This window comes from Mycobacteroides sp. H003, from assembly GCF_001440135.1.
Classification (GTDB): domain Bacteria; phylum Actinomycetota; class Actinomycetes; order Mycobacteriales; family Mycobacteriaceae; genus Mycobacterium; species Mycobacterium gwanakae.
The window spans coordinates 654,837-669,689 of sequence record NZ_LJYL01000009.1 but is presented as its reverse complement, the minus strand read 5'-3'; the positions used below and the strand labels follow the sequence as shown (position 1 = coordinate 669,689).

General features: G+C 65.3%; 15 protein-coding genes. 5 read left to right on the top strand and 10 right to left on the bottom strand.

The window, feature by feature from the left end; translation table 11 throughout:
- Positions 1-43 precede the first annotated feature (43 nt).
- From AOT87_RS03580 to clpS, 9 genes are read right to left on the bottom strand one after another with little or no spacing between them, the layout of a single operon-like run.
- Complete coding sequence (locus AOT87_RS03580) at positions 44-805, bottom strand: cyclic nucleotide-degrading phosphodiesterase (RefSeq protein ID WP_057965115.1); 762 nt, start codon at positions 803-805, stop codon at positions 44-46.
- A 42-nt stretch (positions 806-847) separates the two neighbouring features.
- Positions 848-1,735, bottom strand: coding sequence for a glutamate racemase (gene murI, locus AOT87_RS03575; protein WP_057967278.1), 888 nt, complete (start codon positions 1,733-1,735; stop codon positions 848-850).
- The gene (locus AOT87_RS03570) at positions 1,732-2,403 is read right to left on the bottom strand and encodes a rhomboid family intramembrane serine protease (RefSeq protein ID WP_057967279.1); all 672 of its coding nucleotides are present in this window, start codon (positions 2,401-2,403) and stop codon (positions 1,732-1,734) included. The genes murI and AOT87_RS03570 overlap by 4 nt, the downstream gene beginning before the upstream one ends.
- Entirely contained in the window at positions 2,400-3,362 is a 963-nt protein-coding gene (locus tag AOT87_RS03565) for a cysteine synthase (RefSeq protein ID WP_030094930.1), read from the bottom strand. Before AOT87_RS03565 ends, AOT87_RS03570 begins: the two co-directional genes overlap by 4 nt.
- A gap of 6 nt (positions 3,363-3,368) precedes the next feature.
- Entirely contained in the window at positions 3,369-3,641 is a 273-nt protein-coding gene (locus AOT87_RS03560; protein ID WP_030094929.1) for a MoaD/ThiS family protein, read from the bottom strand.
- A gap of 37 nt (positions 3,642-3,678) precedes the next feature.
- Positions 3,679-4,104, bottom strand: coding sequence for a M67 family metallopeptidase (locus AOT87_RS03555; protein ID WP_030094928.1), 426 nt, complete (start codon positions 4,102-4,104; stop codon positions 3,679-3,681).
- Positions 4,105-4,139: 35 nt separating this feature from the next.
- Positions 4,140-5,132 (bottom strand): P1 family peptidase, encoded by a 993-nt coding sequence (locus AOT87_RS03550; RefSeq protein WP_057967280.1) that lies wholly within the window; start codon positions 5,130-5,132, stop codon positions 4,140-4,142.
- Complete coding sequence (locus AOT87_RS03545) at positions 5,129-5,716, bottom strand: DUF2017 domain-containing protein (RefSeq protein WP_030094926.1); 588 nt, start codon at positions 5,714-5,716, stop codon at positions 5,129-5,131. The genes AOT87_RS03550 and AOT87_RS03545 overlap by 4 nt, the downstream gene beginning before the upstream one ends.
- 11 nt (positions 5,717-5,727) lie before the next feature.
- On the bottom strand, positions 5,728-6,030 hold the full coding sequence (gene clpS, locus AOT87_RS03540) for an ATP-dependent Clp protease adapter ClpS (protein ID WP_030094925.1): 303 nt from the start codon (positions 6,028-6,030) through the stop codon (positions 5,728-5,730).
- A gap of 114 nt (positions 6,031-6,144) precedes the next feature.
- Here clpS and AOT87_RS03535 point away from each other — a divergent pair, with 114 nt between their 5' ends.
- The 5 genes from AOT87_RS03535 to AOT87_RS03515 are packed head-to-tail and all read left to right on the top strand — an operon-like array spanning position 6,145 to position 12,157.
- Positions 6,145-7,449 (top strand): nicotinate phosphoribosyltransferase, encoded by a 1,305-nt coding sequence (locus AOT87_RS03535; protein WP_057967281.1) that lies wholly within the window; start codon positions 6,145-6,147, stop codon positions 7,447-7,449.
- Between the two features lie 18 nt (positions 7,450-7,467).
- On the top strand, positions 7,468-8,061 hold the full coding sequence (locus AOT87_RS03530) for a TetR/AcrR family transcriptional regulator (RefSeq protein ID WP_030094923.1): 594 nt from the start codon (positions 7,468-7,470) through the stop codon (positions 8,059-8,061).
- Positions 8,062-8,086: 25 nt separating this feature from the next.
- Positions 8,087-8,641, top strand: coding sequence for an isochorismatase family protein (locus AOT87_RS03525; protein WP_057967282.1), 555 nt, complete (start codon positions 8,087-8,089; stop codon positions 8,639-8,641).
- On the top strand, positions 8,638-10,689 hold the full coding sequence (locus AOT87_RS03520) for an ATP-dependent DNA helicase (RefSeq protein WP_057967283.1): 2,052 nt from the start codon (positions 8,638-8,640) through the stop codon (positions 10,687-10,689). The genes AOT87_RS03525 and AOT87_RS03520 overlap by 4 nt, the downstream gene beginning before the upstream one ends.
- A gap of 13 nt (positions 10,690-10,702) precedes the next feature.
- Positions 10,703-12,157, top strand: a complete 1,455-nt coding sequence (locus tag AOT87_RS03515; protein ID WP_057969640.1) for a hypothetical protein — start codon at positions 10,703-10,705, stop codon at positions 12,155-12,157.
- 9 nt (positions 12,158-12,166) lie between these two features.
- Here AOT87_RS03515 and glgP read toward each other — a convergent pair whose 3' ends face one another.
- Positions 12,167-14,785, bottom strand: a complete 2,619-nt coding sequence (glgP, locus tag AOT87_RS03510) for an alpha-glucan family phosphorylase (RefSeq protein ID WP_057968692.1) — start codon at positions 14,783-14,785, stop codon at positions 12,167-12,169.
- Positions 14,786-14,853: the final 68 nt, after the last annotated feature.

Here is a 14,853-nt window from a genome sequence, read left to right as displayed (position 1 = left end):
GACCTTATCGTCTCCGCGAAAGTACCGAGCGTGAGCGGCAGAGCTACAGCTCGATGGTCTCCCCCGCGACGACGGCCCGCACCGGCCCGTCGAATGCCGACTTCGCCTCGGCGATGACATCCTCGCGCGAAGTCCACGGCGGGATGTGGGTCAGCAGCAGTTCCTTCACGCCTGCTCGGGCCGCGATCTGCCCCGCCTCGGTGCCGGACAGGTGAAGGTCCGGCGGGCGGTGCCCCGGCATGTGCGTCCACGACGCCTCGCACAGGAACACGTCGGCATCGCGAGCCAGCTCGACCACCGCGTCGCATATGCCGGTGTCACCGCTGTAGGCGAGGACGGCACCTGACGTGTCCTCGATCCGCAGTCCATATGACTCCGGCGGATGCGCCACCCGTGTGGGTGTCACCGTGAGCGACCCGAATTCGACGGGCACACCTTCACTCCACGCATACAAGTCGAAGATGTCGGTGAAGTCGTCGACCTCACCGCCGATCTCGGCCGACGCGGCCCCCACCCGAATCAGGGTGTCGGCAGGCCCGTACATGATGGCCTTGCCCTTGGGCGGATTCGGGTGATAGCGGCGCCACACGAACAGACCAGGCAGGTCCAGGCAGTGGTCGGCATGCAGGTGCGACAGCAGAACGGACACCGATCCGGGGTCGGCGAACCGTTGCAGAGAGCCCAAGACGCCGCCACCGAAGTCGATGACCAACGGTGGCGCATCCGGTGCCGTCAGAAGGTAACCAGACGCCGGTGAATCCGGTCCGGTGACACTGCCTGAGCAGCCGAGCACGGTGACTCGCACAGCCCCTAGCTTGCCACGTCCGGCAAGCGTCTCGGCACAGGGTTAGAGAGGTGTTGCAATTTCGGTGTAACCCGCAACACCGCTAGCTCGAGTTTGCACCGCTGTCACAGCCGGACCGAGGAATCTGGCCGCCAGGGTGCGGAACGCATCGGGGTCACCGGTTGCCTCAAAAACGCGGTTCGGACCTGAGGCACTCGGGTTATCCGGATGCGGCCGCAACAGATCCCTCTCCGACAGCACCCGCAGCAGGTCCTTGGCAGTTTCCTCGGCGCTGGACACCAGCGTGACATCCTCGCCCATGGCGAGCTGGATCAGCCCGGACAGCAACGGATAGTGCGTGCAACCCAGCACCACGGTGTCGACCTGAGCCCGCTGCAGCGGCTCCAGATAGCCCTCGGCGAGCTGCAGCACTTGCCTCCCGCTGGTGATGCCACGCTCCACGAAGTCGACGAAACGCGGACATGCCACCGCCGTGATCTCGGTGTCCCGCGCGGCCGCGAACGCATCCTGGTACGCACCCGATGCGATGGTCGCCGCGGTTCCGATGACACCGATCTTGTTGTTGTGGGTGGTGTGCACGGCGCGGCGCACCGCAGGCAACACCACTTCGATGACCGGCACCGGCGCATAGCGTTCACGAGCGTCACGCAGGCATGCCGCCGAGGCCGTATTACAGGCGATCACCAGGGCTTTCACCCCGCGTCCGACGAGGTCGTCACCGATGGCCAGCGCGTGCCGGCGGATCTCCGGAATGGTCAGCGGACCATATGGCCCGTTACCCGTATCACCGACGTAAATGATGTCCTCGTCGGGCAGCTGGTCGATGATGGCCCGCGCGACGGTCAGTCCGCCGACTCCGGAATCGAATATCCCGATCGGCGATGCGCCGCTTGCGCCAAGACCCTCGAGAGCGGCGCCGGGGCCCGTCATGTCGACAGCCTTGGTGGCGCCCCAGGACCACGTGCAGCCTTCGCCTTGCGTTCCCTACCCGAGAGCCAATAGGCGGCCAGTACGCCGGCGATAGCCCCACTCAGGTGCCCCTGCCAGGACACCCCGAACTGTCCGGGCAGCACACCCCACAGCACACCCCCGTAGAGGACGATCACGACGACACCGATGAGGATCTGACCCACGCGGCGGTTGAAGAATCCTCGGACAATCACATAGGTGAGCCAGCCGAAGATCAGCCCCGACGCCCCGATGTGATTGGTCTCGTAGGGCGAGCCGAGGTTGCCAATCAGCCACGTGCCGATCCCGCCGAGAACCCAGATGATCGCAGTTGCCAGCAGGAAGCGTCCGAGCCCGGCGGCCGCGGCCAGGAAACCCAGCACGAGCGCGGGCACCGTGTTGGCAACCAAGTGGCCCCAATTCGCATGCAGCAGGGGCGCGAACAGGATGCCGTCCAGACCATCGGCCTCCAGCGGCCGGATGCCGTTCTCGTCGAGTTGGTGCCCGGTAACCGTATCGATGCCTTCGATGACATAAAGCAACGCGACGAATGAGACCACCAGGATTCCGCCGGTGACCCACTGTGGCCGTCTGGACCGCTCGGGACGGGCTGGATGGAACCCCTCCGGGCCACCCTGGTATCCCGTCATGCCCACAACTGCCCTTCCAGCGCGTCCTCTGCGTCATCCACGGTACCGGCGTAGGCGCCGGTCGACAGATACTTCCAGCCCGCATCGGCCACCACGAATGCGATGTCCGCGCGCTCGCCCGCCTTGACGGCCTTGGCCGCCATGCCGAGCGCCGCGTGCAGAATCGCGCCGGTCGAGATGCCCGCGAAGATGCCTTCTACTTGCACCAACTCGCGGGTACGGCGCACCGCGTCGAACGACCCGACCGAAAAGCGGGTGGTGAGCACCTCGGGGTCATACAACTCGGGCACGAATCCCTCGTCGATGTTGCGCAGTGCGTAGACGCCCTCGCCATAGCGCGGCTCGGCGGCAACAATTTGCACCCCGGGCACGTTCTCCCGCAGAAACCGTCCGGTACCCATGAGGGTTCCGGTGGTGCCCAGCCCGGCAACGAAGTGGGTGATCTCGGGCAGGTCGGCCAGAATCTCCGGGCCGGTGCCGTGATAGTGCGCGGCGGCATTCGCCGGGTTGCCGTACTGGTACAGCATCACCCACGAAGGATTTTGCGCGGCAAGCTCTTTGGCAGTGGCGACGGCGGTATTGGAGCCACCTTCGGCCGGGGAGAAGATGATCTGAGCGCCGTATAGCTCAAGCAGCTGGCGTCGCTCGATGGAGGTGTTCTCCGGCATCACGCAGATCATCTTGTAACCCTTGAGCTGCGCGGCCATCGCCATCGAGATTCCGGTGTTGCCACTGGTGGGTTCCAGAATCGTGGCTCCCGGTTCCAGCAGCCCGTCCTGCTCGGCCTGTTCGATCATGCGCAGGGCAGGCCGGTCCTTGATGGAGCCGGTCGGATTGCGGTCCTCCAGCTTGGCCCACAGCCGCACATGCGGATCGCCGTCCCAGGCCGGGGACAGCCTCTGCAACCCGACCAGCGGCGTGTTCCCGAGGGCCTGGAGCAACGAGTCGTATCGGGTCATGCGCCGCTAGCCACCGGCCACGGCGGGCAGGATGGTGACCGAATCGCCATCGGCGATCTCGGTGTCCAGCCCACCCGAGAACCGCACGTCCTCGTCGTTGACGTAGATGTTGACGAAACGGTGCAACTTGCCGTCGTCAACCAGCCGGTCGGAGATCCCGGAATAGTTGGATTCCAGGTCCGCGATCACCGCTTGCAGCGTGGAACCCGTTGCCGTGACGCGCTTCTCGCCACCGGTGTGCGTACGCAGGATCGTGGGAATCGATACTTGAATCGACACGGTGGATATTCCTTTTCTCTAGTACTGCTCGACTTCTCTAGTACTGCTCGACGTATTGGTCCACAACGGAAATCTCCTCTTCGGTGACCACCCCGTCGACGATCCGGTAGCTGCGCAGTTCGTGCTGCTCAGGATCGCGAGTGGACACCAAAACGTAGTGGGCATCGGGTTCCGCGGCCAGGTTGATATCAGTACGGCTGGGGTAGGCCTCGGTCGCGGTGTGCGAGTGATAGATAACCACCGGCACCTCATCGGCGTCATCCATCGCCCGCCAAACCCGAAGCTGCTCACCGGAATCAAAGCGATAAAAAGTAGGAGACCGCTCGGCGTTGATCATGGCAACGTGTCGCTCGGGACGATCGGAACCCTCCGGACCGGCCAGTACACCGCAAGCCTCATCGGGATGATCGGCGCGGGCATGCTTGACCATGGCGTCGACCAAATCGGCGCGAACTACCAGCACTGTCTTTCCTGCTTCCCTCTTGGCGTCTCGGACGATTACGAAAACGCTCCTGGCAACACGTCACGATATGCGGGTATTCCGGCCACGCTCACGGCGCCCACCACGGCCCGCACCACGGCACGCTCCACACAGTCGGCGGCGGCAATCCCCACCGAAATGGTGAGAGCCTCGGCATCGCCCTCGCCGGTCCCGGTCGCCAGCACGTACAGCGTGTCCCCATCCATCGGGGTATGCGCGGGCCTGATCGCCCGTGCCAACCCGTCGTGCGCAGCAATCGCCACCCGGCGGCATTGCGCCTTGCTCAGCGGGGCGTTGGTCGCCACCACGCCGATCGTGGTGTTCAACGAGACCGATTTGTCGGGCAACGCGGCCAGCGCCGCGATCTGGCTTGCCGGAGGCGCGCCGAGTTCCGGCGCACAGGCGGGCTCCCACGGCAGCCCTGTCGACGGATTGATCACCAGTCCAACCGGGTTGGCCACGATCACGGCACCGACCACAATCCCATTACCCAGATCCGCACTCGCGGAGCCGACACCGCCCTTGAGAGTGCCGGCTCGCGCTCCGACACCAGCACCCACGGCACCCCATTCGGGCGTATCGCCTGCGAGTTCTGCCGCCCGGTAACCGAATTCAGCGTCGGGACGGCTCTTCCAGGCACCCACCGGTAGATCGAAGATGACTGCTCCCGGGACGATGGGCACGGTGCCGCCCTGCAGGGCCACTCCCCTGCCCTGCTCCTCCAGCCAGCGCATCACCCCATCGGCGGCGGCCAGTCCGTAGGCGCTGCCGCCGCTGAGCACAATGGCGTCGACCGTAGAGACGGTGTTGGCCGGATCGAGCAGATCGGATTCACGCGTTCCCGGAGCTCCGCCGCGCACATCGACCGCACCGGTCGTCCCCGGCGGCGCCAGCACCACGGTGGTGCCGGTGGCCCAGCCCGATCCGAGTTCGGCGTCGGCATCCACGCGCTGGTGATGTCCCACCAGCATTCCCGGAACGTCGGTGATCGCACCCGAGAACAGGCTCATACCGCCGACTTCCCCATCAACGCGAGCACCAACAACTCCTGCATCACGGTCAGCCAGTGGTAAATGTCCATATGCCCCGCCATCGGATCGTCTGCGGGCAACTCCTGCGGCCCGTCGCTGTCGATCCCGAGCATCGCCCCCAGCGCCAGGCGCACATCATTGAGCGCGGTCAGCCATGCGCGCGCGTCGTCCTCGGACAGCTCAAAGCGCCCGCCCTCCAGGGGAAGCGTGCGCAGCAACCGTTGACCCGCCTCACGTTTGGCGTCGATGATCTCCGGTTCATAGAGGCTGCGCAGTGCGCTGTTGAGTCCGCTCACCGCCTCGAGACTGCTGGTGCCGTCCTGGTCGGGGCGGTGAAAGTCGGGAAGCAACCGCCCAAGAGTGACATCGGAGGGCGCCGCGGTGTTCCCGGTACGGATGCCGGTCAGCTGTGCCAGCTCGTCGTTGGGCGCTGACGATTCGCGCTCATCGAGCATCGCCAGCATGGAAGTGACCATCGACTGTACGAGCGCCGCCTCGTGCGGCTCCATCTCAGAACGCAGCCGAACCCCATCAGACGCGTTGACGCGCTTCCACTTTCGCACGGATCAGCGGCTCAACGATCCTGCTGCAGAGTGGCCCACAGACCGGCGGCGTGCAGCTTGCTGACGTCGATCTCCATCGACTCACGCGCCCCGCAGGACACCACAGCCTTGCCCTCGTGGTGAACCTGCAGCATCAGGTTGGTGGCCTCGCTCTCGCTGTAGCCGAACAGCTGCTGGAACACGTAAGCGACATAGTTCATCAGGTTTACCGGGTCATCCCACACGATGGTGACCCACGGCGACTGGGTCTCGTCGACATGTTCGACAGACCTCTCTGCGGTAGTCCCTGGCAAGGCTCGCGCCGGCGCACCCATGGCCCCAGAATACCGGGGCCGCGAACTCTGTCAGCATGAAGTTCGGGTTCCCCGTCTCCCCGGAGCCTCTCGGGACCCGTTCACGCGCCCGGGTATCCCGCTAACGTGGCGCACATGGCGCACCTGCATACGTCATTGCTCACCGACAAGTACGAGCTCACCATGCTTGCCGCCGCACTGCGTGACGGCACCGCGGGACGTCAGGCCACGTTCGAGGTGTTCGCCAGGAGATTGCCGGACGGCCGCCGTTACGGCGTCGTCGCCGGCACCGCCCGATTGCTCGAGGCGCTTGCCGAATTCCGATTCGGATCGGAAGAATTGGAATCGCTGTCCGACTTTCTGGACGAGGACACACTCCAGTACCTGGCCGCATATCGATTTAGTGGCGACATCGACGGCTACCGCGAGGGTGAGCTCTACTTCCCGGGATCCCCGGTGCTCACGGTGCGGGGAACCTTTGCCGAATGCGTCATTCTGGAGACCCTGGCACTGTCGATCCTGAACCACGACAGTGCCATCGCCTCTGCCGCCGCCCGAATGGTGTCGGCCGCAGCAGGCCGTCCGCTTATCGAGATGGGCTCACGGCGCACCCACGAACTGGCGGCGGTAGCCTGCGCCCGCGCCGCCTATCTCGCGGGATTCGAATCGACGTCCAACCTGGAGGCCCACCGCCGCTATGGTGTGCCCGCCCGCGGCACCGCCGCGCACGCCTTCACTCTGCTCCACGCCAAGGACGGCATGAGCCCCAGCGAGGCCGAGCGTGAAGCATTTCGCGCGCAGGTCGAGGCGCTCGGGGTGTCCACCACCCTGCTGGTGGACACCTACGACATCACCACCGGGGTCGACAACGCCATCGCCGTCGCCGGGCCCGAGCTCGGGGCGGTGCGCATCGACTCGGGAGATCTGGGCATGCTGGCCCGGCAGGTTCGGGCACAACTCGACGGGCTGGGTGCACACCGGACCCGCATTGTCGTCTCCGGGGACCTCGACGAGTACTCCATCGCGGCACTGCGCGCCGAACCCGTCGACATCTACGGTGTGGGCACCTCGGTGGTAACCGGATCGGGGTTCCCGGCGGCCGGCATGGTCTACAAACTCGTCGAGATCGACGGCATCCCGGTGGCAAAACGCAGTAGCCACAAGGAATCACATGGCGGCCATAAGTGTGCGCTGCGCACCGCCAAGCCGACGGGCACCGTCACCGAGGAGGTGGTGTATCGCGCGGCCGCCGGTCAGCCCACGGTGATGGAGCCGCACCGGGTACTGACCACCCCACTGGTGCGCGGAGGCGCGCCCGTCACCTCCGACTCTCTCGACGACGCCAGAGACCGGGTACGCACGGGATTACTGAGCCTGCCGTGGGAGGGGCTGGGCCTTTCGCACGGGGATCCTGCGATCACCACCCGATTGGTGGGATAATTCCTGGCCGGAGGACACATGGCAGCCAGAAGGCAATGGGCGGGAACCACTCCCGCTGAGCGGCGAGCGACGCGTCGGCGGGCACTGCTCGATGCGGGTATCGCGGCGCTCGGCGCCATCGACGGCCCGGCGCTGACTATCCGCACGGTCTGCAGGTCTTCCGGCGTATCGGAGCGCAACTTCTATGAGGAATTCGGTGACCGTGACGACTTCGTGCGTGCGGTGTACCAAGACGTCCTCGAATCCGTGATGCGCGTCGTCACCGAATTCGCCGCCGAGGGAGACGATTTAGAAACCCGCGCGGTGGAGACCTTCATCGGGGCGACCGTCGACAACCCCGCCTACGGACGCATCATGATGCTCGCCCCATTCACCGAACCCATACTGGGCAGTGTTGGGTTCGCGGGCTCGATGGCCTTCGCCTCACTTGCCGAGAAGGCACTGATCGACGTCGACGATCCGGGACGGCGCCGCTTCCTATCGGTGTCGCTTGTCGGCGCGGCCTCCGGCGCCATCATCGATTATCTGCGCGGGGATCTGGCCATCAGCCGCGACGAGCTCATCGACTACATCTCACGCATGGGCCGGCACGTGTCTGACATCTTCGACTGAGTACCGGCGGGGGTACCGTCGATCCATGGGCAGGGCGCTTATCGTCGTCGACGTGCAAAACGACTTCTGCGAGGGCGGCTCGCTGCCCGTGTCCGGCGGAGCAGCGCTGGCCCAGAAGCTCAACGACCTCACCACATCCGGTGCGTACGACGCGGTGGTCGCGACGCGCGACTTTCACATCGACCCCGGCGACCATTTCTCCCAGACACCGGACTTCGCGACAAGCTGGCCGCCGCATTGCCGGGTCGGCACACCCGGCGCCGACTTTCACCCCGACTTCGACCTCACCCCGGTCGCCGCGGTGTTCTCCAAAGGCGAGTACTCCGCCGCGTATTCGGGCTTCGAGGGCGCCTGCGCGGATGGCACCACGCTGGCGTCATGGCTGCAGAAACGGGATCTGGACAGCGTCGACGTGGTGGGCATCGCCACCGATCACTGTGTGGCCGCCACCGCGCGCGACGCGGCCCGACAGGGGCTGCATACCCGCGTACTCACCGCGTATGCCGTTGGCATTGAAGAACAATCAATAAATCGCGCCCTGGGTGAGCTCCGGGCCGCCGGCGTCGAGGTAGTCCGCTGAAGAACACCGACACGCCCACATCTGCCACGGGCCTGCTTGCCACGGCCGTCACCGCGCTCGGCGGAACCGAACGCGCCGGACAGCTCACGATGGCCACGGCCGTCGAGCACTCCCTGCATAGCGGCGAGCACCTGGTGGTCCAGGCCGGCACCGGCACCGGCAAGTCGCTGGCATACCTGGTACCGGCCCTTGCCCACGCCATCGAGGAGTCATCCCCGGTCGTGGTATCCACCGCCACCATCGCGCTGCAACGCCAGCTCGTGGATCGTGACCTGCCCCGGTTGGCGGAGGCGTTGGCACCCTCACTGGCCCGCAAGCCCAGATTCGCCATCCTGAAGGGCCGTGGAAATTACCTCTGCCTCAACAAATTGCACAACGGCGCAGCATCCGATCAGGAAGCACCCGACACGTTGTTCGAGCCCTTCGCGGCCAGCGCGCTCGGCCGCGACGTGCAGCGTCTCAACGACTGGGCGGAGACCACCAAGACCGGGGACCGCGATGAGCTCAAGCCCGGCGTTCCCGATCGCTCCTGGTCGCAGGTCAGCGTGTCGGCACGTGAATGCCTCGGCGCCACCCGGTGCCCGTTCGGCACCGAATGCTTCGCCGAACTGGCCCGGCTCGACGCCGGACAGTCGGATGTGGTGGTCACCAACCACGCACTGCTGGCCATCGACGCCATTGCCGACATAAACATCCTGCCCGAACATGACGCGGTGATCGTCGATGAGGCACACGACCTCGTCGACCGGGTGACAAGTGTTGCCACCCAAGAACTCTCGGCAGTCGGGCTGACTGTCACCATCCGGCGGATAGGTCGCCTGGTGTCACCCGAAACGGCGAGCCGTTTCGAGGCCAGCTCGGCAACCTTCTCTTCGCTGATCCACGACAGCAGGCCCGGCACCATCGACCGCGCGGACGAGGAGACCGTTACCTACCTCACCGCGCTGCGCGACGCCGCGGCCGCCGCACGCACCGAGATCCCCACCGGCCAGTCCACCGACCCCGCCACTGCCGCCGCACGCACCGAAGCAGTTGCCGCACTGGACGATATCGTCGATGCCGCATCACTGACGCTGGCCTGCTGGGCCGAACCGGACATCACGGCACGCCCCAACGTGGTGTGGCTCGATCACGAGGACAACCGCGGCACGGTGCGTCCGGTACTGCGAATCGCCCCGCTGTCGGTCGCCGGGCTGCTGCGCACCCGCCTGTTCGGGCAGCGCACCGTCGTCCTCACCTCGGCCACTCTGGTCCTCGGGGGCAAGTTCGACACCATGGCCGCCTCCTGGGGCCTGCCTGCCCGAGTGGCCAGCACAGAGACGAATACCGAAGCCAAGGCCGTCTGGCACGGCATCGACGTCGGATCCCCGTTCCAGCATGAGAAGTCCGCCATTCTCTACCTGGCGCGGCACCTTCCCGCCCCGGGGCGCGATGGCGTCGGTGCGGCGACGCTCGACGAGATCGAGACTCTGGTCCGCGCCGCGGGAGGACGCACCCTGGGGCTGTTTTCCTCGATGCGTGCCGCCAAAGAGGCATCCGAGGAAATGCGGACGCGGCTCGACACCCCGGTGCTGTGCCAGGGAGACGACGCGACATCGATTCTGGTCGAACAGTTCAGCGCGGACCCACAAACCTCGTTGTTCGGGACGCTGTCGCTGTGGCAGGGAGTCGACGTGCCCGGACCGTCGCTGTCGCTTGTTCTCATCGACCGAATCCCATTCCCCCGCCCCGACGATCCGCTTAGGGCGGCCCGGCAGCGGGCAATCAGCGCGCGCGGAGGCAATGGGTTCATGGCGGTGGCGGGCACCCAGGCGGCGTTACTTCTGGCCCAGGGCACTGGCCGGCTGTTGCGCGGCGCACAGGACAGAGGCGTTGTCGCGGTGCTTGATTCACGGATGGCCACGGCGGGTTATGGCGGATTTCTGCGTGCATCGCTGCCACCATTCTGGTCGACACACGACTTGTCGGTAGTCACCGCGGCGCTGCAACGACTGATGACCAAGCACGATGCGACCTATGCTGAGGAAGGCTCCCCCACGCGGGGATAGCCACTACAGGGAGATGGCCATGCCGAATTCGGTCAGGTGGTTCCGTACGCCGGTAGCGGTCCTAACCTGCTGCGCTCTCGGACTGTCAGCCTGCACCAATCCCGTTAACGGCACACCGATCTCACAGCTCGGAGACCCCAATCAAGTGGCCGGACTACCCGTTGTCGACGGACCTTCCGGGCTGCGTCCACAGCCCAAACCGGCCGACCGAGTCGTCCTCGGTACCGACGGCGGTGAGATGGATCGGCTTGCCATCTACTCGATCGCCGATATCGAAGACTTCTGGCAGAGTGCCTATCCAAGGACCTTCTGGGCCAAATTCCGCTCCATCGAATCGTTGATGTCATGGGATAGCGCAGGACCGGTCGTCACGGAGTTCTGCGACAACGTGACGCTGGGCTTCGACAACGCCGGGTACTGTAGCGACCAGAACGCGATCGGCTGGGACCGGGGCGCACTGTTTCACAGGCTGACACAAATGTTCGGTCCTATGGCGGTGCCGATGACCCTGGCTCACGAGTACGGCCATGCCGTCGCACATCAATCAGAGATGATGGATGCGGCAACGCAGTCGCTAATCGGCGAACAAATGGCCGACTGCCTCGCGGGGACATACCTACGCTGGGTCGCTCAGGGCAGCTCACCACGTTTCACACTGAGTACCGGCGACGGACTCAACAACGTTATAGCCTCACTCATCGCATTCCGCGATGATCCTGTCGAGGTCGTCGGCGCCATGGACGCTCACGGGTCTGCTTTCGACCGAGTCTCGGCGTTTCAGCGCGGATTCACAGACGGTGCGCCGCAGTGCACCCGGATAGATATGGCCGAGATCACCAAACGCCGTGGAGGGCTTCCGCTCGACCTGCCGTCAGGTCCATCGGCGGACGCACCTCCCACCGTCGACACCTTACGGACACTGATGACGGTGCTCAAAGCGGTGTTGCCCGTTCAGGGAAACACCGAACCACCGCGATTGTCGGTGTCAGGTGCCAGCTGTGACGGGCACAGCCAACCTACGGAATCACCCCCGGTCAAATACTGTGCCGGTACCAATACGATTGCTCTCGATCTGCCCCGGATGGCCAAACTCGCAGAACCAAGCCACAATCGCGGTCAGATCGCCGGCGATTTCACCGCGTACTCGATGGTCATCTCGCGTTACGCACTAGCGGTCGAGAATCAACACGGCCTGCCGCTCGACAACGGGCAGAGCGCGCTACGCACCGCCTGCCTAACGGGTGTCGCGTCGGCGGCGATGGCCAAACCCACCACACCCGACGATGCACCGAACCCGATGGTGCTCACCGCGGAGGACCTCGATGAGGCGGTATCGGGGCTGCTCACCAACGGCATCGTGGCCAGTGATGTCAACGGGACCACCATCCCGGCGGGCTTCTCCCGGATCGATGCCTTCCGAGACGGAGTCGCCGGATCGACGGACCGCTGCCTCACCCGCTACGGGTAAGTCGTGCCGTTAGTGCTCCAGGTCGCTGGCTGCCAGCACCGCCAGACCCAGCTCGCTATCACCGGCCAGCAGCGGATGATGCGGGAGCACCCGCACCGTGTATCCCACCGACCCGGACACCGGCAAGGTGGTCGTGGTGGAGAAGGTCTCCACCCCACCGTCACGACTGCCGGTGTGCGCCATCGGGACAATCACCGATTCGGATAGCTTGTCGTCCAGGTCCACTCGCCCGATCACCGCCTGCACGGCGACCTCCGAGGGTGCCAGCCCGGAAAGCTGAACCGACGCGGTGAGCGTCAACGGTGATCCCAGCAGCGGGGTGTCCGGCAGGCCCGAACTGTCGACATCGGTGATGACCAGCGAGGGCCATACCTGCTGCACTCGTTCGCGATAGCGCGCCAGCTCCTTGGCCGGCGCGAACGAATGATCGGCTCCGACGGTGGCACGCAACGACTGGGCCGCGGGAGCGTAGTAGCCGACGGTGTAATCGCGAACCATCCTGGATGCCAGAACCTTTGGACCCAGCTTCTCCAGGGTGTGCCGAACCATCTCGACCCAGCGCTGCGGCGTGCCGTGCTCATCGCGCTCATAGAACTTGGGCGCCACCTTTTGCGCCAGCAGCTCATAAAGCGCCGCGGCCTCCAGGTCATCGCGCCGGGTGTCGTCGGTGACTCCGTCGGCCGTCGGTATTTCCCAACCGTTTTCGCCGTCGTACCACTCGTCCCACCACCCGTCACGGATGGACAGGTTGAGCCCACCGTTGAGTGCGCTCTTCATCCCCGAGGTCCCGCACGCCTCGAGCGGACGCAGCGGATTGTTCAACCACACGTCGCAGCCGAAGTACAGATAGCGGGCCATGGACATGTCGTAGTCGGGAAGAAAGGTGATCCGGTGCCGCACGTCCGCCTGATCGGCGAACCTGACGATCTGCTGGATGAGCCCCTTACCGCCGTCGTCGGCAGGATGCGATTTACCGGCCACAATCAGCTGCACCGGATGCTTCTCGTCCAGGAGTAGCTCACGCAGCCGTTCCGGGTTACGCAGCATCAGCGTGAGCCGCTTGTACGTCGGGACCCGGCGCGCGAACCCGATGGTCAGCACACCCGGGTCGAACGCATCGTCCACCCAGCCCAACTCGGCCTCAGCCGCGCCGCGCTGCAGCCACGAGGCACGTATCCGCCGTCGCACATCCTGAATCAGCTGCTCACGCAACTGCGATCGGATCCACCAGATGTGTCCGGGGTCTACCTCGTGGATGCGCTCCCATCCACTGGCGTCGTTGAACGCCTCGGCACCGACGAGCTGCTGGCCCAGCTCCAGCCATTGCGGTGCTGCCCAGGTGGGCGCGTGCACGCCGTTGGTGATCGATCCGATAGGTACCTCGGCGGCGTCGAATGACGGCCACAGCCCGTTGAACATCGACCGGCTCACCTGGCCGTGCAGAAGCGATACACCGTTGGCGCGCTGCGCCAGCCGCAGCCCCATATGAGCCATGTTGAACGTGGAGGGGTCGTCCTCCGCGCCCAGGGCAATAATGCGATCCACCGGCACACCGGGCAGCAGCGTGGAATCACCGGATTCCCCGAAGTATCGACGCACCAAGTCCACCGGGAAGCGGTCGATTCCGGCGGGAACCGGTGTGTGCGTGGTGAACACGGTGCTAGATCGGACCACCGTCAGGGCAGTTTCGACGTCCAGCCCGTGCTGCCCGATGTACTCGCGAATGCGCTCGAGCCCCAGGAACCCGGCGTGACCCTCATTGGTGTGGAACACCTCGGGAGACGGCGCGCCGGAGGAGGAGACGTACGCACGAATGGCGCGCACCCCGCCGATACCGGCCAGGATTTCCTGCTTGATGCGGTGGTCCTGGTCGCCGCCGTATAGCCGGTCGGTGACGTAGCGCAATTCCCGATCGTTCTCCGCGATATCGGAGTCCAAGAGCAGCAGCGGAATCCGGCCCACCTGAGCGACCCAGATGCGCGCCGAAAGCACCCGGTCCTGCGGCATCGGCACCGTGATGAGGATCGGGGTGCCATCGTCATGCGCCAGCAAGCGCAACGGCAGACCGGCCGGGTCTATCAGCGGATACTGCTCGGTCTGCCAGCCGTCGGCGGTCAGCGACTGCCGGAAGTATCCCGACCGGTAGTGCAACCCCACCGCGACGAGCGGCAGGCCCAGATCGGAGGCGGCCTTGAGGTGATCGCCGGCCAGGATGCCCAAACCGCCGGAGTAGTTCGGCAACACCTCCGAGACGCCGAACTCCATCGAGAAGTACGCGATCGCGGCGGGCAGACCGCTGCTCTCGGCGCCCTCTTCACCGTCCCGCTCCAGCTGACGCTGGTACCACATGGGGCGATTCAGATAGTCATGAAGATCACCCGCCAGGGCAGCCACCCTGTCGACGAAACCATCGTCGGCAGCCAGCTCATCGAGCCGTTGCGCCGGGACCGACCCCATGACCGCAACCGGATCGTGGTTGGTCTGCTCCCACAGCTGCTGATCGATATCGGCGAAGAGATCCCGGGTGGGTTGATGCCACGACCAGCGCAGGTTGTTGGATAACTCGCCCAGCGCCGCCAACCGCTCCGGAAGATGGGCACGAACCGTGAATCGACGTAGGGCTTTCACCCTTCAGAACTTTACTGAGATTTCGGTGGATCGCATGCCCGGCGGAAATTCCGTACCGATACGCGATG